We start from the raw sequence: 26,122 nt of genomic DNA, 5'->3' as shown, positions 1-26,122 counted from the left end.
GGTGAAGTCAGACAGAAGTCAGACAGTAGGTCGCGGAGATAGAGACGAAGGGAGTGTTGAACGCCATCAGGATCGCCCGTTGCAGGCTGTGTCTCGCCGCTCGGGTACCGCGGTTCCACAGATAGGCAGGTGGTCTCCGGTCACGCATTTGCGATCCCCGCATCTCCGCCGCACAGCAGGGCGGACGCGGAAAACAGAGAACCGGCCGATGGCCGGTAGATGGTGTTGAACTCTTCGGGGCCCCGGCGCAATAGGCGTCGGGGCCCCCTGTGCGTGCAGGGAAAGGAATGTATGGCTCAAACTCGCTCGGCTGCCGGTGGAGACACGCTGACTCCCGGCAGGATCGCGCACACGGCCGGACCCAGGAGCGGGTTGGCGGCCGACGACCGGTTCGAGGATCGGTTCGAGGATCGGTTCGAGGATCGGTTCGACGATGAGGACTACCCCGCCTACAGCATGGGTGCGGCCGCCGGAATGCTTGATGTCACCCCGACGTTCCTGCGGGCGCTGGGCGCCGCCAGGCTGATCGAGCCGTTGCGCTCCAGCGGTGGCCATCGCCGCTACTCCCGTTACCAGTTGCGCCTGGCCGCGCGTGCCCGGGAACTGGTGGACCAGGGCGTCGCGGTGGAGGCCGCCTGCCGCATCGTCATCCTGGAAGACCAGCTGGCCGAGGCGCTGCGTATCAACCAGGCCCGTGAACGCCCGGCGGCCCACTAGCCACGGTAGAAGAAGAATCCCGGGCCGAGATCTCCGCAAGCGAGGCTCGAGTCGTCCATGCGGATCACGCATCTCGTTGACTACATGGGTATGGCTCGCCTGTGGACGACAGCTACCCCTCGGCGAAACCACCGCGGCGCCAAGATGCCCGCAGCTCGGTTGGCGACCCTCGCCAACCCCGCGACCGCCGACCTGCTCGCCGTTGCCTTCGTCGAACGGCCCCCTCATCGGCGCGGCCAACCGTGAGTTGTCCTTCATGGTGGCCGCCACAACTCGGCGGCGCACAAGCTCAAGACAGGTGCGTAGTGGAATGCTTTGCCGTGCCGGTGGAAGGAAGGGGACGTGGAGGCTGGCGTGACGCATGATCGAATCGGCTTGGCTGAAGTGCTGGCAGCGGCGGAGGACGCCGCGCCGGTGGCCTCCCTCGATGTGGTGGCGCGCAATCTACGCGAGCGGTTCGGTGCGCGATACGTGTCATTCCTGTTCCTCGACGTCGTCGGCCGACGCCTGCTGCGGGTCAACGAGGAGATGGCTTCCGAACAGGAGCGTGGCGCCGAACAGGTCTCCCTCGCCGGTAGCACTGTCTATGACGATGTCCTGCGTACCCAGAAGCTGGTACAGGCCCCCGAGGAGGAGCAAGGGCAGCGGGTCCTCGCCCCTGTGACCAACCGCGGCGACACCATCGGGGTCCTGGAGCTGTTTCTCACCCGGGTCACCCAGGACGTGCTGGAGCAGGTCGAAGAGGCCGCGCATGCGCTGGCGTACATCATCGTTACCGACCGCCGCTTCACCGACCTCTATCACTGGGGCAATCGCACTACCTCGGTCAGCCTGGCGGCGGAGATCCAGCGCCAGCTACTGCCCTCGGCCGCTTCCTGCGAGGCGGCGCAGTTCGCCCTCGCCGGCGCTTTGATCCCGGCCTCCGACATCGCCGGTGACACCTACGACTACAGCCTCGACCACAACACCCTGCACCTGTCCATCACCGACGCCATGGGACACGACGTCGACGCCTCGCTCATGGCCACTCTGCTGGTCAACGCCTCACGCGGTGCTCGCCGGAGTGGAGTCGACCTTGCCGAGCAGGCGCGTCAGATCCACCAGGCCCTCCTTGATCACGGCCGAAAGACCTTCGCCACCGGCCAACTGCTGCGCATCGCCCTGGACGGAACCGGCGTCCAGCTCGTGAACGCCGGCCATGCATGGCCGCTGCGGCTGCGCGACGGCATGGTCGACGAATTGAAACCGGCTGTGGATCTTCCCTTCGGCTTCCCCGGGCAGGGCCCGTACCGGGTGCAGGATCTCGACTTGTACCCTGGCGACCGCCTGGTGCTTTACACCGATGGCATGCAAGACCGCCAAGCGGAATCCGTCGATCTCCACGGCCTCATCCGTGCCACCGCCGCCGAGCACCCGCGCGAGGTCGTGCGCACGTTGATCGCCGCGGTCGCCGATGCCTGCAACGGCCAAGTGCAAGACGACGCCACCGTTTTGTGCCTGGACTGGCACGGTCCCCATTTCGGAGGCCGCCGCGCGGACGCCTGACTTGTCCGAGCGACTCCAACCAGTCACTCGTGCCGCCTTTACGGCAGGTGTGTATCGCCTGACGCAAGGGCAGGGCCCTGTCGGTCTGCAGCCGCAACGCCTGCGTTGCACGGTCGAAGGCGTACTGAGAGTCGACTACGACGCGGCGGCTCAGTAGACGGGCATCAGGGACGTTCTTCACGGAGACGTCGTTGATCCCGGCCCAGCAGACGGCCTTCACAGCGCCCCTCTCCGCATGAGCCGTCTGGCGAGCGGCAGACCAACGCGGGCCTTGAGGGTTCGGTGACCTGCGGGCTGCCCCTTGACGACGATGTCCTCACCGGACTCGATGGCCCGTTTGACCTGACGCAGCCGTCCGCCGGGGGCGGGCGAGACACGGATCACGCGTGCTTCCGGGCCGGGTAACGCGACAGCAGGACGCCCAGCGCGATCATGACGACGCCCAGGACGAAGTGCAGCCAGTTGTCGGCGGTGTTGAGCGGCACGAAGTTGGCGCTGCTCTCCTGACTGACGATGAGGCCGTACACCCACATCGATGTGGTCACCCCATACCGGGGGCACACCGAGAGTCTGGGTCGGCCAGGGGGAGCCGAGTGCCGTGCTACCTATCGCCCTCGAGTCCGAGCTGACTGGCGACGTCCTGCAGATTCTCGTAAACGCGATGCCTGCTTCAGCAGGGCCTCTGAACGGGTGACGACCCAATGGGTCCGCTGGTTCAGCTTGATGTGAGGAGCGCCGCAACGATGTCACGGCGCTCCTCAGAATCTGATCAGGCGAGCGTGCTGGGGAAGCGTTCCCAGACGCGGTGGCGGCCGAGCAGCTCTGTGATCTGCCCCAACACGGTCGCCGCGTCCTCGCCGGACACGACGCCGGGGGAGCCCGCCACGATGCCGGCGGAGGCGAAGGCCGCCTCGGCGTCGCCCCAGCCGCCCAGCGGCTTGCCGTGCCGGTAGGCCTCGTTCAGCATCAGGGAGATCCGCGGGTCGACAGGGCCGCTCAAGCCCGCCTTGGCGTCTCTCGCACCGATGGCGTCGACCCCCGGTGCGGGGGTACTCGCCACGACGATGGCGTCGAACTCGACGGATCGGGCGGCGGCGAAGGTGCGCTGCACGGCGACCGGCTCGCCCGCGCCGGGCAGCACGCCACCCGTGGGGCCGATCACCAGAGGCACCATTCCACTGTCCAAGATGGCCTGGCGGACCGTCCGGAGAGCGTCGAGGTCGGAACCGGCGACGATGCCGATGATCCGGCCCTTGACCGGCCACGTCTGGCCGATCTGCGACAGGGCGGGGCTCGGCTCGACGTACACCTCGGGCTTGCCCTCAGGCGCCGGCAGGCCGAGACCGAACGCGACCTGCTCGCACAGGTACGGGTCGATCTTGGCCAGCACCTGGAGTTGCCGCTCCCTGATGGTCTGCTCGAACACCTTGCTCAGCTCGAAGGTGTAGGCGGCGATGATGTGCGCCTGCTCCACCGTCGACATGCTCAGCCAGAACAACCTGGCCTGGCTGAAGTGGTCGTCGAAGGAGGCCGGCGCCAGTCGTCCACGCGCCGCCGCCTCGACCGGGAACGGGACCTCCACATATCCGCCGGGAGCCTGGAACGGGCAGCCGCCGTCCAGGGAGTTCGGCCGATACGGGGCGACGCCCGTGTGCACGGCGGTCTGGTGCATGCCGTCGCGCAGCATGTCGTTGACCGGGGCGTGGGTGCGGTTGATCGGGAGCTGGTCGAAGTTGGGGCCGCCCAGGCGGCTGATCTGGGTGTCCAGGTAGGAGAACAGCCGGCCCGCCATCAGCGGGTCGTCGGTGACGTCGATGCCGGGCACCAGGTGGCCGACGTGGAAGGCGACCTGCTCGGTTTCGGCGAAGTAGTTGGCCGGGTTGGCGTTGAGCGTCAGCAGGCCGATCGGCTGGACCGGCGCGAGCTCCTCGGGCACGATCTTCGTGGGGTCGAGCAGATCGATGCCCTCGAACGTCTGGTCCTGGGAGTCGGGGAAGACCTGGATGCCGAACTCCCACTCCGGATAGGCGCCCGCCTCGATGGCGTCGGCCAGGTCGCGCCGGTGGAAGTCGGGGTCGACGCCGTTGACGATCTGCGCCTCCTCCCACACCAGGGAGTGGACGCCCGCCTTCGGCTTCCAGTGGAACTTCACCAGCACCGTGCCGCCGCCGTCGGCCACCAGGCGGAAGGTGTGGACGCCGAACCCCTCCATCATCCGGTACGACCTGGGGATGCCCCGATCGGACATGTTCCACAGCGTGTGGTGGGTCGCCTCGGTGTGCAGCGAGGCGAAGTCCCAGAACGTGTCGTGCGCGCTCTGCGCCTGCGGGATCTCGCGGTCGGGGTGGGGCTTGCCGGCGTGGATGACGTCCGGGAACTTGATCGAGTCCTGGATGAAGAAGACCGGGATGTTGTTGCCGACCAGGTCGAAGATGCCCTCGGAGGTGTAGAACTTCGTCGCGAAGCCCCGGGTGTCGCGCACCGCGTCGGCCGAGCCGCGCGAGCCCAGCACCGTGGAGAAGCGCACGAAGACGGGGGTCTCCACATCCTTGGCCAGGAACGCCGCCTTGGTCACGGTGGCGGCGGTGCCGTACGCGCGAAAGACGCCATGGGCGGCGGCGCCGCGGGCGTGCACGACCCGCTCGGGGATCCGCTCGTGATCGAAGTGAGTGATCTTCTCGCGCAGATGGTGGTCACGCAGCAGCACCGGGCCGCGCGGGCCCGCCTTCAGCGAATGGTCGGTGTCGGGCAGCCGGGTCCCCGTGGCCGTGGTCAGAAACGCACCGCCCTGCGCCCGCGTCTCGGTCGTCTCCCCGGACGGCTGCCCCGTCGGCGTGAACGGGTCGGGCCCTTGCTGGTCCGGCTTGGGCGGCAACGGCCCGCGCGGCTCGACCGGTTCGGCCAGGCTCGGCGGCTCGACGCCAGGCCGACCCGGGATCTCCCCGTCGGCAGCGCTGTCGGTCACCGCGTCGATGACCTTGTCGACGGCCTTCGCGACCGGGTTCTTCTTGTTCACTATCTCCCCTTTGGGAATGCACGACGCTGCGAGATATAGATGGTGGGATTTGCCCGGACGCGAGAGCCGCCACGCGGCTAATGGGACGAACAGGGCCAAACTTGCCGCCTGCTAGACCAGCTTCTTCTCGTCGTCGGACATCTTGCGGGTGTCCCTCGGCTCGACGTATGGCTCCTGGTCGGCCGGATGACCTGCGGCGATGGCCCGGCCACGGGCGATCTCGGCGTCGAACTCCACACCCAGCAGCACCGCGATGTTGGTGATCCACAACCAGACCAGGAAGACGATGACGCCCGCGAGCGTGGCGTAGGTCTTGCTGTAGGAGGCGAAGTTCGCCACATAGAAGCCGAACAGGGCTGAAGCGGCGAGCCAGCCGATCACCGCGACCGTGCTGCCCGGAGTGATCCACCGGAAGCCGGGATGCCTGACGTTCGGGGCCGACCAGTACAGCAGCGCGAGCACGATGATGACGATGACCACCAGCACGGGCCATTTGGCGATGTTCCAGATGGTCAGGCCGGTCTCGCCGATGCCCAGCAGACGTCCGGCCTGCTCGGCCAGGCTGCCGGTGAAGACCACGGCGACGGCTCCGGCGGACATCATCACCACGAGAACGGCGGTGATTCCCAGCCGCAACGGGAGCGTCTTCCAGATGGGGCGGCCCTCGGGCATCTCGTACATGATGTTGGACGCGCGCATGAACGCCGCCACGTAACCCGAGGCCGACCACAGGGCCACCGCGATGCCGATGACGGTGGCGATCCCGGCCGCACCCTGATTGCTCTGCAGGTTCTGCAGCACCGTGTCGATGATCTCTTTCGCCGGGCCGGGGGCGATGGCGCTCAGGTTGTCGGAGATCGGCTTGGTCGCCGACTGGCCGAACAGTCCCAGCACGGACACCACGGCCAGCAGGGCCGGGAAGATCGACAGCACCGCGTAGTAGGTCAGCGCGGCGGCCCAGTCGGTGATCTTGTCTTCCTGGAACTCCTTGACGGTGCGCTTGAGCACCTCCCACCACGAGCGTCTGGACAGCTCAGTGGGGCTTTCAGGCTGGTGGCTCATCCTGCTCCGATCTCTTCCCCGCCACTCTGTGGAGACGGGGCCGAGCCGGGCGGAACGGGGTTCACGGTCGCCGCCGGGCCTGGGAATTCTCTAGTGCTGGTCGCGCACCTGGGAGGCCTGCTCCTGGGCGTGATCCTTGGTGGCCTGCGCCGCTCCGGACGCCGACTCCCTGACGTGCTGGACGGCGTCCTGCGCCGTCGACTTGGCCTCCTGGCCGAGTGTCTGGGCCGACTCCTTCAGCGAGTCGACCACCGGCTCGACGTACTCGCCGACCTGCTCCTTGACCTGCCGGGCTGCGCGGCGCTCGGCGATGGTCTGCGGGATGAGGACGGCGGCCAGGGCCCCCGCGCCGAACGCGATCATTCCGGCGGCCATCGGGTTGCCCCGCACTGTGCGCATCGCCGCGTCGGGCGCGGCCTTGACGGTGCCGGTGACACTGTCGGTGACACTGCCGGTGGCCGTCGACAGGTTCTGCTGCACGCTGCCGCCCGCCTTCTCAGTCGTTCCCATCACGCGCTCCGTAAGGTTGCGGGTCTTGTCGCGGATACCGTCGGCACGCCGCTTGATGATCTGCCGGGGGCTCGTCTTCTCGGTGATCCGGTCGACGTCCTCGCTCAGTTCGGCGCGGGTCTCCTCGATCTCGGCCTTCAGTTCTTCAGCTCGCGTGCCCATTGAGCGTCCTCCTTGAGGGTCTGTACGGTCTGCTCGGGCACGGGATTGACCTCGCGCATCTGGTTCCTGCCGCGGACGAACATGGCGGCGGCCGCGGCCCCCCACAGCAGGCCGACGATGAGCGCCGCCCATCCGGCGTCGATGACGGCGTCCAGCGCCCACACGAGTGCGAGGCTCAGGAACAGAGCGGTCATCCAGCCGGCCAGCCCGGCGCCGCCGAACATTCCGGCCGCCTTGCCGGCCTTCCCCGCCTCTTCGCGGATCTCCGTCTTGGCCAGCTCCACCTCCTGGCGGAACAGCTTGGATAAATCACCGCCGAGCTCTCCGACCAGTTCGCCGAGAGATCGGTCCTCCCGGCGGGGGATGGTCATCGCACGTCACCGGGCTGATAGCCGTAGCTCGACGCCTCGGGCGGTGTCGCGTACGCCGTGGCAGGCCTGACCGGCGGCTCCGGGTACGTGGTGACCGGGTCTGCCTGACGGAACCGAGTGCCGTTCCCGTGCGCAGTGGCGCCGGTGTGGTCGGCCTCCTGGGCGGCCCCAGCCCCGGCCTTGGCGAGGCGGGCGGCTACGAAGCCCGCCGCGAGCGCGCCGACCAGGAACAGGCCGGGCCGCTTGCGGGCGAAGTTCTGCACGTCGGTGGCCGCGCCGCCGATCCCGCGGTTCTCCAGGTAGTCGGCCGCCTTGTGACCGGTACCCGCGACGTGGTTCAGCACGCCGTGCACGGGGCTGTCGGGCTTGCCGCTTTCGGTCATCGTGGTCAAGTCGTCGGCCCAGGTGCGAACACCCTGCGCCGCCCGCCTGCTCTGCGCGTCGGCCTGCTCACGGATGCGTCCGCGCAGTTGGTCGGCCGCCTGGCCGGCCTGCGTGCGCATCTCGCCGCCGACGTTGCGTACCTGCTCCTTCGCCTCGGACGCGGTGTCGGCGGCCGCGCTCTTGGCACGTTCTACGGTGCCTGAATCATGGCCAGTTGTGCCGGATGTCGAGAACTCGCTCACTACTGGCTCCTCTGCCATTGCGGCTGGTAACCATCCCGTCTGCCCGTCGCACCCTCCTCCAACCTGATGTGACGACGTGGATAAACGGGCGGTGATCGATTGAAAGCCTTACGTGCTCGGGGGATTCTCGCTGGTAAACGCCGTCAACTGCACCGATGGAGATCATTTCGACCAAGTGATGGCTCAGGCGAGGACCTCGCGGACCAGACGTCGCAACGTCTCGGGCACAGGCAGACCGCTGGCGTGGTGACGGATGACGAAGTCGGCGAAGCGCCGCAACCCTAATTCCCGGTCGGATGCGTCGCGGATCTCGGTGATGCCATCGGCGTAGAGCAGCAGTCGGTCGCCGGGCCGCAGTCCGCGGCGGCGCCGTTCCTGCTCGACCACCTTGCGGGTGCGCTCAGCGTCCACCTGTTCGGAGAGCTAGGCGATCGCGACATCGACCCTCACCTCGGCGAAGGTGACCTTGATCCACGCGAGTGATCCGAGTGTGCCGACCTGAACTGAGGGCACGGCACTCCCAGAACATACGACGCTGCTTGATCATCCGTAACGTGTCTCAGCAGTGCCGAGCCAGGGAGTCGCCGACCTTCCTCAGTGTGAGTTCGGTCGACTTCGTCGAGATCAGTGGCACGGCAGGCAGCGGAGGCCGATGGAACAGCAGCGGACGGCGCGAGTGTGGGGGTTGATCTTCGCCCATGCCCGCGCGGACGGTCGGCCGATCTCGATCGATACCGTTTGTCACGCGTGTGCTGACGCATTCGGTGCCGCAGGGGTGACCATCGCTCTCCACAGGGACCTGGTGGTGTACGAGCCGGTCTCCGCGACGGGTTCGACCGCCCCTCGGCTCGCTGACCTGCAGGTCACCTTGGGCGAAGGGCCGGGTCTGGCCGCGCTGGCCGACCGGCGCACGGTGCTGGTCCCTGATCTGGGCGCGACGGAGACCGCCTCGCGGTGGCCGGTCTTCGCGCCGGCGGCCGTCAAAGCGGGGATCCGGTCGGTGCACGTCTTCCCGCTGCTGCTCGGGGCGATCGCCATCGGTGTGCTGGAGATCAGCCATGCCGACAATCGGCTGATGACGCCGGACGAGATCGGCGACGCGCTGATCTTCGCCGACGCCGCCCTGCTGATCCAGACCCATCAGCTCGTCAACCCCGGCGCCGGGCCGACGGACCTGCAGTTCGGGCAGGTGGAACGGTGGGCGGAGGTGCATCAAGCGACCGGCATGGTCGCCGCGCAGATCGACGCCGACCTGACCACCGCTTTCGTCCGGCTTCGCGCTCATGCCTATGTGGCGGGCCGCAGTCTGCGGGAGGTGGCGCAGGACGTGGTGGCGCGGACGCTGCGGCTGGAACCGTGGATGAACAATGGAGAGAGTGAGGACTGAGGCAGGTGACAGAGATGCTCTATCGAAGAACGGCACAGGTTTTCGTCGAGCTGGCCGACACCTTGGTGGCCGGTTTCGACGTCATCGACTTCCTGCAATCGCTGGCCGAACGAGCCGTCGAGATCTTCGATGTGGACGCTGCCGGGATCGTCCTGGCCGATCCGCGTGGGACTCTCACGCTGGTGGCCGCCTCCAGCGAGGAGGTGCGCCTGCTGGAACTGTTCCAACTGCAGGAAGAGGAGGGCGCCTGCCTCGACTGCTACCGCAGCGGCACGGCGGTGACCTGCGCCGACCTGTCGACCGACCCGGCGCGGTGGCCGAGGTTCTCGGCCGCTGCGATCACTCTCGGATTCTCCGCCGTGCACGCCTTCCCGCTGCGCCTGCGTGATCAGGTGCTCGGCGCGATCGGCCTGTTCAACGCCGCTCCCCGTGAGCTGTCAGAGGACACCACGACGGTGGCGCAGGCTTTGGCCGACGTGGCCACCATCGGCATCCTGAACGAGCGCACGCTGCGTGAGCACCAGGTGGTCACCGAGCAGCTCCACTTCGCGCTCAACAGCCGGGTGCTCCTCGAACAGGCCAAGGGCATGCTTGCGGAACGCGCGCGGATCGACGTCGGTCAGGCCTTCGCCGTTCTGCGCAAATACGCACGCGACCACAACAGGACGCTGACTTCGGTTGCCCAGGAACTGATCGACAACCGGGCGGGGATGACCGATCTCATTGCTGTGGCGGCCGGAAAACGTATCGCCGAATCCGGCTGACACCCTAAGGCGCCACGCTCTCCTGCCTGGTCGGTGAGGCCGGGCCTTCACGTTTCCTGGGGTGGCGGCGGGTAGGGGCCTGGTTCAGGGGCCAAGAGACGTGGACGAATCTCACGACTCGGCCGTCGAGCAGCACCGCGAGGGAGCGAGCCCACCGGACCGCCGACGACACCAAGAAGGCCGACCGGAGCGCGCCCTGAGGAGAGATATGCCGCAGAATGTGATCGATCTGATCATGGCCGACCACCGTGACGTCGAGATGATCTTCGAGAAGCTTGAGCGGGAGCCGGAGAACCGTCCCGCGCTGGTCGCGGAGCTGGCCGCCAAGTTCGTCGCGCACGCCCGTGCCGAGGAGGCCGCCCAAGCCGAAGGGCCGCACCAGGGAAGAGTTGGTGGAGCAGGCCAAGGAGAAGGGCGTCGAGGGCTACAGCTCGATGACCAAGGACGAACTGGTCTCCGCCCTCGGAAAGTGACCTCGACGTCTATGTTCGAGGACTTCACCATCGAAGACGATCCTCCGCGAGCGCCGCGGAGGGTCGAGCCCGGCTGTCTTTCTCGTCCACGGTCACCCCGGACCCCCGACCTGGCACCGGCTGGGGCGTTCTCGATCTCTTGCTCGTGTCGTCGTGTCACTGAAGAAGCGTGTATTGCCTGAATGGACGGGTACGCCGCCCGAAAAGGGTCCGCCCGTTCAGGAGCATGATCAATCCCGGGAGGAGGTGGCCCGGTGAAGGAACTGAGCGCCGGCGCCGTCGGCGGCCTGCTGGCCACCGGTGCCATGAGCCTTGTCATGCTGGCCGGCCACCGGATGGGTCTGTTGGAAGAGCAGCCGCCCAAGCGCATCATCCGGGCCGTGCTGCCGGGGCCGCGCCACCGCCCCAAACCGGGCGAGAAGACGCTTGCCGTCCTGTCGCACTTCGGCTTCGGCGCCGCTGCGGGCAGCGCGTTCGCCTTGGCGACGCGGCAGCATCGGCCGCCTGCGTCTGTCGGCGCGGGCTACGGGCTCGCGATTTGGCTGGCCGCCTACCAGGGTTGGGTGCCCGCTCTGGGCGCCCTACCTCCGGTGTCGCGGGACCGTCCAGGCCGCCAGGTCGTCATGGCGGCGGGTCACGTCGTCTACGGTACGACGCTCGCCATTGCGCTGAATCACCTCGGCCAACGCCGGTAAACAAGGCGGTCGATCAGACCTCCGAGATGCGCATCGGTCTGCCCTACCCGTTACCTCGGGCTGCAAGGTCAAGGTCGATTCCAGAGAACGTTCAGATCGTCGCGGTGTTTCGTTGCCTTCCGGCGCGTCTGCCAACTGTGATCGACGGTCAGACTCTGGTCGGCATGTTCGACGGTGTGTCCAGCCGCCGTGGACTGATGATCACAAGGGTATTCAGTCGTCGGCCGAACAGCGTGTCGACGGCTTCGCCATGCCCGACAGTCAGGCGCACCCATGACGTCCACGGAAGAACCGGTCACCTCGCCGCTCGCCCCGGCCAAGAGCAGACCGGGGTCGGTCATCGTGTCGTGGTTGACCACGACCGATCACAAGGTGATCGGCTACATGTACATCATCTCGGCCTTCGGCTTCTTCCTCATCGCCGGCGTGATGGCCATGATCATCCGGGCCGAACTGGCCCAGCCGGGGATGCAGCTGATCTCCAACCGGCAGTACAACGAGATGTTCACGATGCACGGCACGCTCATGCTGCTGCTGTTCGCGACGCCGCTGTTCGCCGGGTTCGCCAACGTCGCCATGCCGCTGCAGATCGGTGCGCCCGACGTGGCCTTCCCCCGGCTGAACGCGGTCAGCTTCTGGATGTTCCTGTTCGGCGGGCTGATGGTGCTCGGTGGCCTGCTCACCGCCGACGGGGGGCCGTCGTTCGGCTGGACGGCATACTCGCCGCTGTCGAACGGGACCTACTCGGCGGAGCTCGGCGCGGACATGTGGATCATGGGCCTGGTGCTTTCGGGGCTCGGCACGATCCTGGGCGCGGTCAACTTCATCACCACGATCGTGGCCATGCGGGCGCCCGGGATGACGATGTTCCGCATGCCGATCTTCACCTGGAACGTTCTGCTGACCAGCGTGCTGGTGCTGATCGCGTTCCCGGTGCTGGCGGCGGCGCTGCTGGTGGTGGAGGCCGACCGGAAGCTGGGGGCGCACGTCTTCGACGCCGACACGGGCGGGGCGATGTTGTGGCAGCACCTGTTCTGGTTCTTCGGCCACCCCGAGGTCTACATCGTGGCGCTGCCGTTCTTCGGCATCGTCACCGAGATCATCCCGGTGTTCGCCCGCAAACCGCTCTTCGGCTACGTCGGGCTGGTCGGTGCGACCATCTCGATCACGGGCCTGTCGGTCACCGTCTGGGCGCACCACATGTTCGCCACCGGGCAGGTGCTCCTGCCGTTCTTCTCGTTCATGTCGTTCCTCATCGCGGTGCCGACCGGCGTGAAGTTCTTCAACTGGATCGGCACGATGTGGCGCGGCCACCTGTCGTTCGAGACGCCGATGCTGTTCGCGGTCGGCTTCCTGGTGACCTTCCTGTTCGGCGGGCTCACCGGCGTCATCCTGGCCAGCCCGCCGCTCGACTTCGGCGTGCACGACTCCTACTTCGTGGTGGCCCACTTCCACTACGTGCTGTTCGGCACGGTCGTGTTCGCCATGTTCGGCGGCTTCTACTTCTGGTGGCCTAAGTGGACCGGCCGCATGCTCAACGACCGGCTCGGCCGCTGGCACTTCTGGCCGCTGTTCATCGGCTTCCACACCACGTTCCTGGTGCAGCACTGGCTGGGCGCGGCCGGCATGCCGAGAAGGTACGCCGACTACAGCGCCGTCGACGGCTTCACCACCCTGAACCTGATCTCCTCGATCGGCGCGTTCATCCTGGGCCTGTCCACCCTGCCGTTCCTGTTCAACGTCTGGTACACCGCGAGATACGCGCCGAAGGTCGAGGTGGACGACCCCTGGGGCTGGGGCAACAGCCTGGAGTGGGTGACCTCGTGCCCGCCGCCCCGGCACAACTTCCACCGCCTCCCCCCGATCAGGTCCGAGCGTCCGGCCTTCGATCTCAAGTACCCGCACCTCACCAGGCGCGGGATCAGGAGTGGATGAGAAGCGGGTCCTGGCCGAGATGGAACAGGCCCTTCGCAGGCAGGACCGCAGGTTCGCGACCCGCATGGACCGGATGAACACGACCTGCTCCAACGCGGAGCAGGGCCGCTTCACCCGGGACGTCTCCCGCAAGGAGCTCACGCTGCTGGTGTTGGCGACTGTCATGACCGCCGTACTCATGGGCGTGATGACGGTGATTCTCAACCAGACCTAGGGGCGCAGAAGGACCTTGACCGCGCCGTCGCGCTTCTTCTGGAACATCTTGTAGGCCTGCGGCGCCTGGTCCAGCGGCAGGACGTGGGTGGTCAGATCCATGACGCCCAGCGGATCGGCGTCGTCGGTGACCAGGGGCATCAGGTCGTCGATCCAGCGCTTGACGTGGGCCTGGCCCATGCGCAGGGTGACGCCCTTGTCGAACAGTTCCAGCATGGGCATCGGGTCGCTCATGCCGGCGTACAGGCCGACGATGGAGACGGTGCCGCCCCGGCGGACCGCGTCGAAGGCGGCGTGGAGGGCGCTCATGCGGTCGACGCCGGCCGTCGACATGAGCGGAGCGGCGATCGCGTCGGGCAGGAGACCGGTCATGGTCTGGGCGATCTTGGCCATGGGTGAGCCGTGCGCCTCCATGCCGACCGCGTCGATCACCGAGTCGGCGCCGCGCCCGCCGGTCAGCTCGAGGATCGCGCCGGGCACGTTGTCCACGGTGGCGGCGTCGACGGTCTCCGCGCCACGGCGGCGGGCCATCGTCAGACGCTCGGGTACGCCGTCGACTCCGATCACACGATGGCCGAGGTGGCGGGCGATACGTGCGGCCATCTGGCCGATCGGGCCGAGGCCGAAGATCGCCACGGAGCCGCCCTCGGGAATGTCGGCGAAGGCGACCGCCTGCCAGGCGGTGGGCAGCACGTCGGACAGGAGCACGAACCGCTCGTCGGGCGGCCCGTCGGGCACCTTGATCGGGCCGAACTGGGCCTGGGGGACGCGCAGATATTCTGCCTGGCCGCCGGGGACCTGGCCGTAGAGCTTGGTGAAACCGAACAGGGCGGCGCCCTTGGCCTGGTCGCGGACCTGGGTGGTCTCGCACTGGGCGTACAGACTCTGATTACAGGTGTGGCAGTGGCCGCAGCTGATGTTGAACGGGATCACGACCCGGTCGCCCGGTTTGATGTGGGTGACCTCGGGGCCGACCTCCTCGACGATGCCCATCGGCTCGTGGCCGAGGATGTCGCCCTCGTCGATGAACGGGCCGAAGAGTTCGTACAGGTGCAGGTCGGAGCCGCAGATGCCGGTCGAGGTGACCTTGATGATGGCGTCGTTCGGTTCCTTGATCGCCGGATCGGGGACCTCGTCTACTCGGACGTCGCGCTTGCCGTGCCAGGTGACGGCTTTCATGATGACTCCCTTGTCTCGGAACCCCTGTTCGTCGCCGTGCCCCCGAGAAAAGTCATCTAAAAATGAGATTGTCCAGCGGCTCTTCCAAGTCGTCGAATAGTGGTATCGGTTGCGAGCCGGGATCAGGGCACATTTCTTGCACGAGAGTGGCGATTCGGCGAAGACTTCGGTTGGGCCTGGTGATGACGAGTTCTCCTCCGTGGTCCACTGCCATGTCATTGACTTCTGACAGCGTACGGAAACCGCAGACATCACAGAAAAGCAATTCCCGGGCGTCGACGACGATGTGGCATACGCCTGTGGCAGGCAGCGGGAGCAGCGTCGCCTGGAGCAACGGGGCAGTGTAGAGGTCGAGTTCGCCATCGATGGCGGCGACGACCGTGTCTTCGGCACGTGGCGAAAATCGTACAGAAAGATGCCTTAGAGCGGCAGTTTCGGCCACTGAATCGCGAACGGTGGAACTCATTCTTGCCTCATTCCCCTGTCGCCTGAACCGTTCCTCATTCAGGTCAGGCGTAACAGGGTTTGATCGCCGCCCGTCGGCGGCGGAAAAATCGTGACCGCGGCGTCCAGCCGGCAGGTTGTCACAGCCAGGTGGGGCCAGATCTCGCCAGTGCGATCAGCGAACCGCATTTCCATTTTGACTGTCCCGCAGAGACAACCCTCTGTAGGCAGGCCCTCTGCCCCTTCCCGCTGGCGTGTCGCGCTAATCCCCTGACCTGCGTCAGGCTGGGCGGGCGTGGGACGCGAGGCGTCCGGCGAGCGCGACGACGAGGTCGCGCAGCTCATCGGGGCGCTCGATGACGAACGGACGGTCGAGCGAGGCGAGCAGCGGAGGCAACCAGTCGAGCCGCTCCGCCCGCAGCCGAACCCGCAGCCACCGCTCGGCCGCCCTGTCCTCGTCTGCCGTGGGCGCGCACTCCTTCAGGCTCGCGACGCTCACGGGAAGGTGGGCGCGGATCTGCTCGACCGTCCCGTGGATCCGCAGGGTCACCTCGTGCCGGTACTCAGCCGTGGCGAACCCCGACAACAGGCGCTGCGCCGGATCGGGACTCACGGGCGCCTGGAAAGAGCCGGGCAGGGTCCGTGCGTCGGTGATGCGGTCGAGCCGGAAGGTTCGGTCCTCGCCGATCTCCGGGTCCGCGCCCGTGACGTACCACCGGCCCGAATGGGCGACGATCCCGTACGGGTGCAGTGTGCGTTCGCTGCGCCGGCCGTCGCGGTCGGTGTATCGGATCGAGACCGGCCGGCGGTGGTGGACCGCATCGGCGAGGGTGAGCAGGACCTCGGCGTCCGGGGCGGCGAACTCGTCGGGCCGATCGGTGAAGGCGAGGGATTCCAGGAGCGTGTCGAGCCGGCGGGCGAGGTGCTTGGGCAGCACCCGCCGGATCTTGGCCGAGGCCGTCTCCGCCGTTATCGCCCCCGCGCGCCGGCCGGCGACCAGACCGAGGAGCACGGCCAGCGCCTCGTCGTCGCTGAGCATGAGCGGAGGCAGACGGTATCCGGGGGCGAGCCGGTAGCCGCCGTAGCGGCCGCGCACCGACTCCACGGGTACGTCAAAGTCGATCAGATGGTCTACATACCGCCGCACGGTGCGCCCGTCGACGCCGAGCCGGTCGGCGAGTTCGGCCGCCGTCCGGGTGCCGCCCGACTGCAGCAACTCCAGGAGTGTCAGCACGCGGCCGGTGGGGCGAGGCATCTCCACAGCCTAGGACGAATACAGGACCGATTCTGTCCACTATTTCTCCTAGCCTGCGACGTGCAGCGATTCCGTCCGCCAAGGAGATCACCATGGACTTCGTCTCGATCCGCATCATCACCGGCGATGTCGCCCGTCTCGTCGAGTTCTACGAGCGAGCCACAGGCGTGCGGGCGATGTGGGCCACCGAGGACTTCGCCGAACTCAAGACCCGCAACGCCACCCTCGCGATCGCCGGTACCCGGACCGTCCCGCTGTTCGCTCCGGGCTCCGCCCGTCCGGCGGACAACCGGAGCGTGATCACCGAGTTCCTCGTGGACGACGTGGACCGCGTTCACCAGGATCTGAGCGGCTTCGTCACCGACTTCGTCACGGAGCCCACCACGATGCCCTGGGGAAATCGGTCGCTGCTGTTCCGCGACCCCGACGGCAACCTCGTCAACTTCTTCACCCCCGTCACCCCGGCGGCCATCGCAAAGTTCGCACGTTGACGCCACGCACAGTTTCGGGCAACAGCTGGGAAGGCCCTTGATCTGGCGAAACGCCCTCAGCGGCCTTCCTGCCGGTTTGCTCGCATTTAGGGCGTTACTACCCGGCTGCAGGCCGAGCAGTTGGCAGCATGGAGGCTATGAGAGAGGTCATCGCGGGGCTGGAGATCCCTGAGACGGCGGCGGTCGCGGAGGCGACCAGGATCGTCCAGGAGATGACCAGCCCCCTCCTTTTCCACCACTCCCGGCGGGTCTTCTTCTTCGGCCTCCTTCACTCTGACCGGCTCGGCCTGAAACCCGACCCGGAGCTGCTCTATCTGGCGGCCATGTTCCACGACACCGGCCTCCAGACGCCCTACTCCGACGTCGTGCAGCGCTTCGAGGTCGACGGCGCCGACCACGCGCGGAAGTTCCTGCGGGACCGGGCCTTCCCGGGGTCCGCCGCCGAGACCGTCTGGGCGGCCATCGCGCTGCACACCACGCCGGGCATCCCCGGCCGGATGGGCCCGGAGATCGCGATGACGAACCTGGGCGTCCTGACCGACGTGATGGGCGTCGGCCTCGATGAACTGGAACGTGATCAGCTGGACGAGATCCTCGCGGTCCACCCGCGGGGAGACTTCAAGAACGAGTTCCTGCGAACCTATTTCGACGGGATCAAGAACCGTCCGGAAACCACGAACGGCACCAGTAATTCCGACGTGATCGAGCACTTCATGCCCGGCCTCCGGCGCCCGACGATGGTCGATCGCGTCGTCGGCTCGGGCTGGCCGAGCTGAGCATGCGGGCGATCACCGTACGAGACCGTGACGCCGGTGCGGGCGGGCTCGCCCTGACCGACGTGCCCCATCCGCACGCGGCGGAGAACGACGTCATCGTGCGCGTGCACGCGGCGGGGTTCACCCCAGGAGAGCTCGACTGGCCGTCGACCTGGACCGACCGCGCCGGCCGCGACCGGACGCCGAGCATCCCCGGGCACGAACTGTCCGGCGTCGTGGCCGAACTCGGCTACGGAACCACCGGCCTCACCGTCGGTCAGCGGGTGTTCGGTCTGACCGACTGGGCCCGCGACGGCTCTCTGGCCGAATACGCCGCGGTGGAGGCGCGCAACCTCGCCCCGCTGGCCGCCGACCTCGACCACACCGTGGCCGCGGCGCTGCCGATCTCCGGACTGACCGCATGGCAGGGCCTGTTCGACCACGCCGGCCTCGCGACCGGCCAGACGGTCGTGATCCACGGCGCGGCGGGCGGCGTCGGCTCGATCGCCGTCCAACTGGCGTGCGAGGCGGGCGCGTACGTGATCGGCACCGGCCGGGCCGCCGACCGCGAGACGGTGCTCGGCCTCGGCGCGCGGGCCTTCCTCGACCTGGACGGCGAAGATCTCCACCAGGCCGGCGAGGTGGACGTGGTGTTCGACGTCATCGGCGGCGACGTCCTCGATCGATCGGCCGAACTGGTCCGTCCAGGCGGCACCCTAGTCAGTGTCGCGGTGCCACCCACCGTGCGGCCCGAGGACGGGCGAGCCGTCTTCTTCGTCGTCGAACCCGACCGCGCCCGGCTGGCCGACCTCGCCCACCGGGTCAGGGCCGGACGGCTCAAACCGATCATCGGTTCCGTGCGACCGCTCGCCGAGACGTTTGCCGCGTTCGCCCGCCATGACCGCACGCCGGGCCGGACGATCATTCAGGTCGGGTAAAGCTTGACCGGAGAATCCCCGGCTGGGGCAAGGTTTCGCGTTTGACCAGGTAGAAGAGGTTTTGGTTAGGCAAGCTGCGCGTCATACAGTGAACAGATAACAGGAGTGTGTCCGCCTCCCCAGATCGCGATCTCGGCCCGGACGCCCCGCACAGCGGAATCGGAACGCCTCGCCGACGCGCGCCGACAGCTTCCGGACACCCAGCCGACGGACCCCCGACCGGGCCTTTCGCGTTCCGTCACTCCGCACGGCAGAAAGGTCCCTGGATGACGCAAGCGTTCCGAGTAAGGAGGACGGTGGCGACCGCCATCGTCACCACCTTGGTGTGTGCCGCCGTCAGCCTGCTCTTCCTGCTGTTCGCGGGCTACAAGGAGAACGACAGCGTCATGGCGCAGGCCGTCTCGGCCTGGGACCGGGTGGTCCCGCTCATCCGGGAGGGCCCGCTGCCGCCGACCCTGGTGGACAATCACGTCAAGGCGGTCCAGGTCGTGGACGCCCGCGGCCACGTCGTGGCGGCGAGCCCCCAGCTCCTCGGCAAGGCGCCGATGGCCACCTTCCACGCCGACAGGGCGAACGTCCGCGCCGAACGGGTGCTGTGCCCGCCGGCGGGGCTGAAGGAGTGCGAGAACGTCCTGTCGTTCAAGGTCTACCAGCCGGGCGGATTCTGGGTGCTCTACCTGGCGATCCCGGTGGTCGCCTGGTACGGCAGCGCCCAGTCCATCTTCGTGGCGGTCGGGGTGTCTCTGCTGGTGATCACGGTGATCACGTCGTGGACGTTCCGCGACCTCACCAAGGCCCTGGCCCCCGTGAACGCGATCAGGTCGCGCATGGCGGAGATCACCGCCTCCGGCCTCGACCGCCGTGTGCCGGTGTCGGAGAAGTACGAGGAGATCAGGCTCCTCGCCGAAACCGTGAACGCCACCCTCGACCGCCTGGAGGTCGCCTACCAGCAGCTCCGGCGTTTCACCCAGGACGCCTCGCACGACCTGCGCACCCCCATCACGGCCATGCGGGCCCAGTTGGAGGAGGCGCTGATGCACCCCGACCACACCGACTGGCCCACGATGAGCACTGAGGTCCTGGCCGGGGTGGAACGCCTCCAGGCCATCGTCACCGACCTGCTGACCCTGGCCCGCCTCGACGCCCGCGCCCCCCTCGACCGCTCCCCGACCGACCTGGGCGCACTCGTGGACGGGGAACTGAAGCGCCGGAACGCCGGAAAGGAGCTGGTCGGGGACCTGACCCCGAACGTCCGCGTCGACTGCGACCGGCTGCGGATCATGCGGGTCCTGGGCAACCTGCTCGACAACGCCGAACGGCACGCGATCTCCCGGATAGCGGTGACCGTACGCAGGGACGGCCCGGCGGCGGTCCTGGAGGTCCTCGACGACGGCGCCGGGATCGCCCCGGAGCACCGGGAGATCGTCTTCGACCGCTTCACCCGCCTCGACGCCTCACGCGCACGGGACGCGGGCGGGACGGGGCTGGGGCTGGCCATCGCGCGGGAGATCGCCGAGGCGCACGGTGGGACACTGACGATCGAGGACAGCGAGCGAGGGGCGCGGTTCGTCCTGCGGGTGCCCTCGGTGTAGCCGGGGCTGACATGAGGAAACCCCGCCTGACATCATTCGGGCGGGGCTCTGTGATTCCGTATGGGGAGAGGGAGGACCAACTCCCCTCCACTATTAACCTATAGCGCACCCCCGGGCTTGCCACAAGCCCCCCGTCATGCCGCACAATCGTCCGGCCAAAGCACACAACCTGCGAAAACGGGGGACGCAGACGTGAATCCGCTGACTACCAGCGCGTTCCACCTTCCCGACCATCTCGCGCCCAAGGCCGACCCGGCCCTGATCGCCCGGGACGAGAAGCACTTCTCAGCGATCGCCGAGAGTCTCCAGCGGTCGATCACCGACCTGTCCGACCGGCTCGACGCCGAACGCCTGAACCCCGGCGGCAAGGGCCGGGCCGCGTTCGACCGTGACCAGGAGGTCCACCGCCTGACCGCGCGCCTGCGGGCGCTGCGCCGCTTCGGGCTGGACCTGTGCCTGGGTCACATGGTCACCGAGGACAATCAGGAACCCGTCTACATCGGGCGCCTCGGGCTCACCGACAGCTCAGGCGAGAGGCTGCTGCTCGACTGGCGGTCGCCCGCCGCCGAGCCGTTCTTCGGAGCCACCCACGCCAACCCCATGGGCCTGGCCAGCCGGCGCCGCTACCGGTGGACGGCCGGGCGCATCAGCGACTACTGGGACGAGGTCTTCACCGCCGACGGTTTCGAAGGCCACGCCGCCGCCCTCGACGACCAGTCGGCCTTCATCGCCAGCCTCGGCGCCAACCGGTCGGGCCGCATGCGGGACGTCCTGGGCACCATCCAGGCCGACCAGGACGCCATCATCCGCGCCTCGTCGCGCGGCGCGCTCGTCGTGGACGGCGGTCCCGGCACGGGCAAGACGGTCGTCGCCCTGCACCGTTCGGCCTACCTGGTCTACTCCGACCCCCGTCTCGGCCACAACCGGGGCGGCGTGCTCTTCGTGGGGCCGCACCAGCACTATCTGGCCTATGTGGCCGACGTACTGCCCAGTCTTGGAGAAGAGGGAGTGCGGACCTGCACCCTGCGCGACCTGGTCAAAGAGGGTGCCACCGCGACGACGGAGGCGAACGCGGAGGTGGCCCGCCTCAAGGCGTCGGCCGAGATGATCAAGGCGATCGAGCCCGCCGTGAAGTTCTACGAGAACCGCCCCGCCACGGGGATGCACGTCACCGACGCGAAGATCTGGCTGAGCCCCGACGACTGGGCCGAGGCCTTCGACACGCCCGACCCCGGCACGCCCCACAACGATGCGCGTGACGTCATCTGGCGGGAGCTGCTGACGATCCTGACGGACAAGTACGAGGGCGACGCTTCGCGTGACATGGTCCGGCGGTCGCTGATGCAGGACCGGGAGCTGGTCACCACGTTCAACCGGGCGTGGCCGCTGATCGAGGCCGCCGACCTGGTCGGCGACCTGTGGACGGTCCCCGCCTACCTGCGGCTCTGCGCTCCCTGGCTGACCATCGAGCAGATCCGCCTGCTCCAGCGCCAGGACGCCCAGGCCTGGACGGTCTCCGACCTGCCCATCCTCGACGCCGCCCGCCAGCGGCTCGGCGACCCGGAGGCCGCGGCGGTCGAACGCCGTCAGCGGGCCGCCATCGCGGTCGAACGGGAACGCACCGACCACGTCGTCGACCGCCTGCTCGACACCGACGACGACGGTGAGGGCCTGATCACGATGTTCCACAACCAGGACATGCGCGACGCCCTGGTCGACGAGACCGTCGCCCCCGGCGTCGAACCCGACGTGCTCGCCGGCCCGTTCGCGCACGTCGTCGTCGACGAGGCGCAGGAACTCACCGACGCCGAGTGGCAGATGCTGCTGCTCCGCTGCCCGTCACGCAGCTTCACCATCGTGGGCGACCGGGCCCAGGCCCGGCACGGCTTCACCGAGACCTGGCAGGAACGCCTGCAGCGCATCGGCATCGACCGGGTCACATTGGCCCAGCTCAGCGTCAACTACCGGACCCCGGAAGAGATCATGTCCGAGGCCGAGCCGGTCATCCGCGCCGTCCTGCCCGACGCGAACGTGCCGACCTCGATCCGTACGGGGGGCGTGCCGGTCCGGTACGGCTCGGTTTCGGAACTGGCGTCGGTTCTCGAGGCGTGGCAGGGAGATGGGATCGCGGCCGTGATCGGCGATCCGACCTTCCAGCCGACGCGCCGGGTGCGGTCGCTGACGCCCGAACTGTCGAAGGGGCTGGAGTTCGACCTGGTCGTGCTGATCGATCCGGACAGGTTCGGCGAGGGGATCGAAGGTGCCGTCGATCGGTACGTCGCCATGACCCGCGCCACCCAGGAGCTGGTCATCCTCACGAGCTGACCTGGAGGATCGCCCGGAACTCGTATGAGGCCACGTTGGCGGACCCGCCGATGACGGCTGTGGTGGTCACGGTCAGGTTGATCACCGGGTCGGGGCCGCTGCGGTCGAAGGTGCCGCCGACGGTGACCTTCGCGTTGTCGGCCTCGCGTTCGCCCGAGATCACGTAGACCGGCTCCGCGTCGGCGACCCTGCCCTCGACCGGGAACAGGTCGTCGCGCGAGTCGGCGGGGGCGTAGACGAAGTCGCCGCCGTCGCGTTCGTCGATGACGAAGACGGCTCCCGCGATGCGGGCGCGGGCGCTGTCGAGATTGTCGGGGTCGCCCTTGAGCTGGTTGAGGGAGATCACGGTCCGCACCGAGTAGCGGGTGCCGGTGGCATCCGACTCGCTCAGCTCCGGCGCGGTCGAATCGGCCACCTGGGGATCCACCGGAGAGGAGATCAGCGCTTCGGGGTCGTCGGAGATCTGGTCGGCGTCGAGGGTCGCGGTGAAGACGCCGCGTTCGGCCGAGCCGGTGCCGTCGACGCCCTGGAGGCTGATGGCGCCCTCCAACCGGGAACCGTCGGCCGTGAAGCGGATCTCGCCACGGTCGGGGGTGTACGCGGTGGCCATGACGCCGGAGGTCACGGTGAAGAAGTTCATCTCCTTGGTGGTCTGGCTGACCGGGGTGAGCACGGTCTGATCGCCGTCGGTCTCCCACTGGGCGTAGACGTCGTCTTCGGCGCCGCCGAGACAGCTCGCGTTGCTGGCGAACCAGATGGCGCCGGGGGCGGGGGTTCCGACCGGGTTGCCGACCCTCAGGCACCAGTCGAACGGCTGGCCGCCGGTCGATTTCCGGATGCGTAATTCGCCCTGCCGGGTGAAGGGGGCACCGCCGGCGGCGCTGCCTTCGAGGACGACCGTGTAGGCGGCGCGCGGTTCACCGTGCGTTGTCATTCGAATACTCAATACCAGGTGACTTCGCCGTTTCGCAGGTCGTCGAGCAGGTGCCGGACATAATCCGCCTCGGCGGCCACCACGGTCCGCTGATATTCGGTCTCCACCAGGAACACCCGGGGCAGGAAGGTCGCGCCGTCGGTGAGTTCGGTGTCGAGAGCCGCCGACCGGGTCTCCAGGGCGGTCAGTCGTTCGGTCAGCGCCTCGACGGCCTCGGCGATCGTCAGCACCGGGAGGAAGGCCAGGGCCGCCGGGAACTCGGGGAACTCGCGCTTGGGGGCGGCGAGCATGGCCCGCATCCATTCGCGGAGGGTGTCGCGGCCGGTGTCGGTGGGCTCGTAGACGGTGCGTTCGGGGCGGTTCTCGTCGCGGGTCGTCGTCTGTACGGCGATCAGGCCGTCGCGGAGCAGCCGGTCGATCGTCTGGTAGACGCTGTTGCGCTGCGCGACGTTGACGACGTCGTCCTTGTGGCGCTCCTTGATCAGTTGCTGCATCCGGTAGGCGTGCATCGGCATCTCCACGACCAGTGAGAGCACCGCCATCGCCAGAGGAGATCGCCGGGTTGTCATGGCGGCCATCGTATTTGTTAGTCATTTTATGTATAGTCATAGTATGACCAAGGATGCATTGATCATCGGTGGCGGCATCGCGGGGCCGGTCACGGCCATGGCGCTCAGGAAGGCCGGGCTCGGGGTGCGCCTGTTCGAGGCGTACGACCGGGGCTCCGATGGGATCGGGGCGTTCCTGACGCTGGCGGAGAACGGGCTGGAGGCGCTGCGGGTCCTGGACCTGCGCGACCTCGTCATGGACCTGGGGATGGACACGCCCGAGGGCGTCATCGTCAACGCCAAGGGCCGCGAACTGGCCACAGTCGGGCAGCCGAGCCGGACCCTGCGGCGGGGAGACCTCTACGGGGTTCTCCGGGACGAGGCCGTCCGGCGCGGGGTGGTCGTCGAATACGGCAAGCGGCTGACGGACGCGGTCGTCTCCAGCGGGGGCGTACGGGCCGAGTTCGCCGACGGGACCACGGCGGACGGCGCGCTGCTCATCGGCGCCGACGGGCTGCGGTCGCGCACGCGGCAGCTCATCGATCCCGGCGCGCCCCGGCCCCGGCACCTGGGGCTGCTCAACACGGGCGGGTTCGCCGAGGGGGTGAAGGTGCCGGGGCGTCCCGGCGTCAGTTACTTCGTCTTCGGGAGCCGCTGCTTCTTCGGGTACCTGATCCATCCCGACGGGGGTGTGTGGTGGTTCGCCAACCCGGCCAGCCCGAAGGAGCCCACAGCCGCCGACCTGGCCGCCGTCACTCCGGCCATGCTGCTCGACCTGTTCAGGAACGACGCCGGGCCCATGCGGGACATCATCGCGGCGACCCCGAACATGCTCCCGGCCTGGAACACCTACGACCTGCCGACCGTTCCGACCTGGTCGAACTCCCGCATGGTGATCGTCGGCGACGCGGCCCACGCGACCTCGCCGTCTTCCGGGCAGGGCGCGTCGATGGCGATCGAGGACGCCGTCGTCCTGGCCAGATGCCTGCGCGACCGGGAGGCGCCCGAGGCCTTCGCCGTCTACGAGCGGCTGCGCCGGGGGCGCGTGGAGCGGGTCGTCGCGCAGGGCAAACGCAACGGTGACGGCAAGGCCCCTGGGCCCTTCGGGGCTTTCGTCCGCGACCTGTTCCTGCCGGTGGTGCTCCGGCAGGTGGCGAAACGGGGCGCCCTGTCGTGGATGTTCGACCACCGCATCGACTGGAACGAGCAGGTCTAGGCGGTGTGCTGCGAGGCCGCCGCCTCGGGGCGCAGGTCCCGCAGGCTCATCTGGTGCCGGGGCGGGTCAGGCAGAATGATCTTCTTGTGGGTGCGCTGGGCTCCGTCCACATGGAGGAGTTCGCCGGGTTCCATCAGGCGCCAGCCGGGGTCGGCGTCCATGCGTTCGCTGGCCACCACGACGCAGGGCATGGTGGCCAGGTCGGCGCTGTGCACGCGGATGCGGCCTTCGGTTCCCTCATGGCGGAGATGGGCCGGCGGGCGTTCCAGGACATACAGCCGGTGCGTCTCCGGATAACGCAGCGCCCACAGTTCCCTGTCGGTGATCAGGATCAGGTTCAGCGCGAACAACGGGAGCTGTTCGGCGATCCAGCGGGTCGTCGTCGTGATGGCCGCGGTGACGTCGCCGCCGTTGGCGCGGATCTCGCTGGTGATGAGGGCGAACACGCGCTCCGAATCGGTGTCGCCCTTCACGAGTGAACGGTCGGGCCCGAGCCGCGCCTCCATTCTGTCCAGGCCCTCCACGACGCCGTTGTGGGCGAACAGGCGGTTGTCCTGTTCGAACGGGTGGGTGTTCTTCATGTCCAGGCCGCCCGTCGAGGCGTACCGCACGTGCGCGATGAACGTCGTCGAGCTCTCCTGTTTGGCCTCTTCGGCGAAGCAGCGGTCTTCATAAGCCGCGATCGGGGCCTTGTGGGTGTGGGCCTCTCCGTCGGCGAAGTAGCCCAGGCCGGCGCCGTCCGGGTCGTGGTGGCTCTGGGCGGTGAGCGAGTCGGGGGCGTCCAGCAGCCAGAACGTCGCTTTGGTGCGGTGCGGGGCGGCGGTCAAGCCGAAGAGGCGGCACATGACGTGCTTATCCCCTCAGCCGTAAACCGGCACAGATCGGCACGGACAACGGTTTGGCCAGCTGTGATCATGGTGGAGGTCAAGACGCGGCTATACAGCGGATATACGGCGCCTATACACGCGC

General features: G+C 68.0%; 28 protein-coding genes. 14 read left to right on the top strand and 14 right to left on the bottom strand.

Going from position 1 to position 26,122, the window contains the following annotated elements; translation table 11 throughout:
* Nucleotides 1-456 precede the first annotated feature (456 nt).
* Both AW272_RS44570 and AW272_RS31895 read left to right on the top strand, forming a co-directional pair.
* Nucleotides 457-717, top strand: coding sequence for a MerR family transcriptional regulator (locus AW272_RS44570; protein WP_218011147.1), 261 nt, complete (start codon nucleotides 457-459; stop codon nucleotides 715-717).
* Nucleotides 718-1,059: 342 nt separating this feature from the next.
* Nucleotides 1,060-2,262 carry a PP2C family protein-serine/threonine phosphatase gene (locus tag AW272_RS31895; protein ID WP_245657830.1) on the top strand — a complete coding sequence of 401 codons (1,203 nt, stop codon included), beginning with the start codon at nucleotides 1,060-1,062 and terminating at the stop codon, nucleotides 2,260-2,262.
* Between the two features lie 216 nt (nucleotides 2,263-2,478).
* Here AW272_RS31895 and AW272_RS42670 read toward each other — a convergent pair whose 3' ends face one another.
* From AW272_RS42670 to AW272_RS31865, 8 genes are all read right to left on the bottom strand, one after another.
* Nucleotides 2,479-2,646 carry a hypothetical protein gene (locus tag AW272_RS42670; protein ID WP_157518932.1) on the bottom strand — a complete coding sequence of 56 codons (168 nt, stop codon included), beginning with the start codon at nucleotides 2,644-2,646 and terminating at the stop codon, nucleotides 2,479-2,481.
* Nucleotides 2,643-2,807: a DUF4383 domain-containing protein gene (locus AW272_RS41280; protein WP_245657829.1), complete on the bottom strand. Its 165-nt coding sequence runs from the start codon at nucleotides 2,805-2,807 to the stop codon at nucleotides 2,643-2,645. Before AW272_RS41280 ends, AW272_RS42670 begins: the two co-directional genes overlap by 4 nt.
* 224 nt (nucleotides 2,808-3,031) lie before the next feature.
* Complete coding sequence (locus AW272_RS31890; RefSeq protein ID WP_066373072.1) at nucleotides 3,032-5,278, bottom strand: catalase; 2,247 nt, start codon at nucleotides 5,276-5,278, stop codon at nucleotides 3,032-3,034.
* A gap of 111 nt (nucleotides 5,279-5,389) precedes the next feature.
* Entirely contained in the window at nucleotides 5,390-6,286 is an 897-nt protein-coding gene (locus AW272_RS42665) for a YihY/virulence factor BrkB family protein (protein ID WP_369408793.1), read from the bottom strand.
* Between the two features lie 144 nt (nucleotides 6,287-6,430).
* Nucleotides 6,431-7,012 carry a DUF3618 domain-containing protein gene (locus tag AW272_RS42660; RefSeq protein ID WP_066373068.1) on the bottom strand — a complete coding sequence of 194 codons (582 nt, stop codon included), beginning with the start codon at nucleotides 7,010-7,012 and terminating at the stop codon, nucleotides 6,431-6,433.
* Nucleotides 6,988-7,383, bottom strand: coding sequence for a phage holin family protein (locus tag AW272_RS31875; RefSeq protein ID WP_066373067.1), 396 nt, complete (start codon nucleotides 7,381-7,383; stop codon nucleotides 6,988-6,990). Before AW272_RS31875 ends, AW272_RS42660 begins: the two co-directional genes overlap by 25 nt.
* A complete protein-coding gene (locus tag AW272_RS31870) occupies nucleotides 7,380-8,009 on the bottom strand; it encodes a hypothetical protein (protein WP_066373066.1) in 630 nt (209 codons plus the stop codon). The genes AW272_RS31875 and AW272_RS31870 overlap by 4 nt, the downstream gene beginning before the upstream one ends.
* 183 nt (nucleotides 8,010-8,192) lie before the next feature.
* A complete protein-coding gene (locus AW272_RS31865; RefSeq protein ID WP_066373065.1) occupies nucleotides 8,193-8,420 on the bottom strand; it encodes a SpoIIE family protein phosphatase in 228 nt (75 codons plus the stop codon).
* Nucleotides 8,421-8,661: 241 nt separating this feature from the next.
* Here AW272_RS31865 and AW272_RS31860 point away from each other — a divergent pair, with 241 nt between their 5' ends.
* From AW272_RS31860 to AW272_RS31835, 6 genes are all read left to right on the top strand, one after another.
* Nucleotides 8,662-9,396, top strand: a complete 735-nt coding sequence (locus AW272_RS31860) for an ANTAR domain-containing protein (protein ID WP_369408792.1) — start codon at nucleotides 8,662-8,664, stop codon at nucleotides 9,394-9,396.
* 65 nt (nucleotides 9,397-9,461) lie between these two features.
* Nucleotides 9,462-10,160 (top strand): GAF and ANTAR domain-containing protein, encoded by a 699-nt coding sequence (locus AW272_RS31855; RefSeq protein WP_245657828.1) that lies wholly within the window; start codon nucleotides 9,462-9,464, stop codon nucleotides 10,158-10,160.
* A 344-nt stretch (nucleotides 10,161-10,504) separates the two neighbouring features.
* The gene (locus tag AW272_RS41270; protein ID WP_245657827.1) at nucleotides 10,505-10,633 is read left to right on the top strand and encodes a Rho termination factor N-terminal domain-containing protein; all 129 of its coding nucleotides are present in this window, start codon (nucleotides 10,505-10,507) and stop codon (nucleotides 10,631-10,633) included.
* 254 nt (nucleotides 10,634-10,887) lie between these two features.
* Complete coding sequence (locus tag AW272_RS31845) at nucleotides 10,888-11,328, top strand: DUF6789 family protein (RefSeq protein WP_245657826.1); 441 nt, start codon at nucleotides 10,888-10,890, stop codon at nucleotides 11,326-11,328.
* A gap of 273 nt (nucleotides 11,329-11,601) precedes the next feature.
* Nucleotides 11,602-13,263: an aa3-type cytochrome oxidase subunit I gene (ctaD, locus tag AW272_RS31840; RefSeq protein WP_066373058.1), complete on the top strand. Its 1,662-nt coding sequence runs from the start codon at nucleotides 11,602-11,604 to the stop codon at nucleotides 13,261-13,263.
* Entirely contained in the window at nucleotides 13,256-13,477 is a 222-nt protein-coding gene (locus AW272_RS31835; RefSeq protein ID WP_066373057.1) for a DUF3040 domain-containing protein, read from the top strand. The genes ctaD and AW272_RS31835 overlap by 8 nt, the downstream gene beginning before the upstream one ends.
* On the opposite strand, the gene AW272_RS31830 is transcribed toward AW272_RS31835, so the two are convergent.
* From AW272_RS31830 to AW272_RS31825, 3 genes are all read right to left on the bottom strand, one after another.
* Nucleotides 13,474-14,655 (bottom strand): zinc-dependent alcohol dehydrogenase, encoded by a 1,182-nt coding sequence (locus AW272_RS31830; RefSeq protein WP_066373056.1) that lies wholly within the window; start codon nucleotides 14,653-14,655, stop codon nucleotides 13,474-13,476. The genes AW272_RS31835 and AW272_RS31830 overlap by 4 nt on opposite strands.
* 52 nt (nucleotides 14,656-14,707) lie before the next feature.
* Nucleotides 14,708-15,121 carry an STAS domain-containing protein gene (locus AW272_RS41265; protein ID WP_083958913.1) on the bottom strand — a complete coding sequence of 138 codons (414 nt, stop codon included), beginning with the start codon at nucleotides 15,119-15,121 and terminating at the stop codon, nucleotides 14,708-14,710.
* 258 nt (nucleotides 15,122-15,379) lie between these two features.
* Nucleotides 15,380-16,354: a helix-turn-helix transcriptional regulator gene (locus AW272_RS31825; RefSeq protein WP_066373133.1), complete on the bottom strand. Its 975-nt coding sequence runs from the start codon at nucleotides 16,352-16,354 to the stop codon at nucleotides 15,380-15,382.
* 92 nt (nucleotides 16,355-16,446) lie between these two features.
* Here AW272_RS31825 and AW272_RS31820 point away from each other — a divergent pair, with 92 nt between their 5' ends.
* The 5 genes from AW272_RS31820 to helR all read left to right on the top strand — a co-directional run bounded on the left by AW272_RS31820 (nucleotide 16,447) and on the right by helR (nucleotide 22,455).
* Complete coding sequence (locus tag AW272_RS31820; protein WP_066373054.1) at nucleotides 16,447-16,845, top strand: VOC family protein; 399 nt, start codon at nucleotides 16,447-16,449, stop codon at nucleotides 16,843-16,845.
* Nucleotides 16,846-16,982: 137 nt separating this feature from the next.
* Nucleotides 16,983-17,621 (top strand): HD domain-containing protein, encoded by a 639-nt coding sequence (locus AW272_RS31815; protein ID WP_066373052.1) that lies wholly within the window; start codon nucleotides 16,983-16,985, stop codon nucleotides 17,619-17,621.
* Nucleotides 17,622-17,623: 2 nt separating this feature from the next.
* A complete protein-coding gene (locus AW272_RS31810; protein WP_066373050.1) occupies nucleotides 17,624-18,538 on the top strand; it encodes an NADP-dependent oxidoreductase in 915 nt (304 codons plus the stop codon).
* 296 nt (nucleotides 18,539-18,834) lie between these two features.
* Nucleotides 18,835-20,130, top strand: a complete 1,296-nt coding sequence (locus AW272_RS31805) for a sensor histidine kinase (protein WP_245657825.1) — start codon at nucleotides 18,835-18,837, stop codon at nucleotides 20,128-20,130.
* Nucleotides 20,131-20,322: 192 nt separating this feature from the next.
* Nucleotides 20,323-22,455: an RNA polymerase recycling motor ATPase HelR gene (gene helR, locus AW272_RS31800; protein WP_066373048.1), complete on the top strand. Its 2,133-nt coding sequence runs from the start codon at nucleotides 20,323-20,325 to the stop codon at nucleotides 22,453-22,455.
* Here helR and AW272_RS31795 read toward each other — a convergent pair.
* Both AW272_RS31795 and AW272_RS31790 read right to left on the bottom strand, forming a co-directional pair.
* Nucleotides 22,445-23,389: a hypothetical protein gene (locus AW272_RS31795; RefSeq protein WP_066373044.1), complete on the bottom strand. Its 945-nt coding sequence runs from the start codon at nucleotides 23,387-23,389 to the stop codon at nucleotides 22,445-22,447. The genes helR and AW272_RS31795 overlap by 11 nt on opposite strands.
* 8 nt (nucleotides 23,390-23,397) lie before the next feature.
* On the bottom strand, nucleotides 23,398-23,958 hold the full coding sequence (locus AW272_RS31790; protein WP_245657824.1) for a PadR family transcriptional regulator: 561 nt from the start codon (nucleotides 23,956-23,958) through the stop codon (nucleotides 23,398-23,400).
* Between the two features lie 43 nt (nucleotides 23,959-24,001).
* Here AW272_RS31790 and AW272_RS31785 point away from each other — a divergent pair, with 43 nt between their 5' ends.
* Nucleotides 24,002-25,153: an FAD-dependent oxidoreductase gene (locus AW272_RS31785; protein ID WP_066373041.1), complete on the top strand. Its 1,152-nt coding sequence runs from the start codon at nucleotides 24,002-24,004 to the stop codon at nucleotides 25,151-25,153.
* Here the strand turns inward: AW272_RS31785 and AW272_RS31780 are convergent.
* The gene (locus AW272_RS31780) at nucleotides 25,150-25,998 is read right to left on the bottom strand and encodes a class II glutamine amidotransferase (protein ID WP_066373039.1); all 849 of its coding nucleotides are present in this window, start codon (nucleotides 25,996-25,998) and stop codon (nucleotides 25,150-25,152) included. The genes AW272_RS31785 and AW272_RS31780 overlap by 4 nt on opposite strands.
* Nucleotides 25,999-26,122: the final 124 nt, after the last annotated feature.

Origin of the sequence: Herbidospora mongoliensis, assembly GCF_001570545.1 — a bacterium.
Lineage (GTDB): Bacteria > Actinomycetota > Actinomycetes > Streptosporangiales > Streptosporangiaceae > Herbidospora > Herbidospora mongoliensis.
This window is presented reverse-complemented; position numbering and strand designations above follow the sequence as displayed.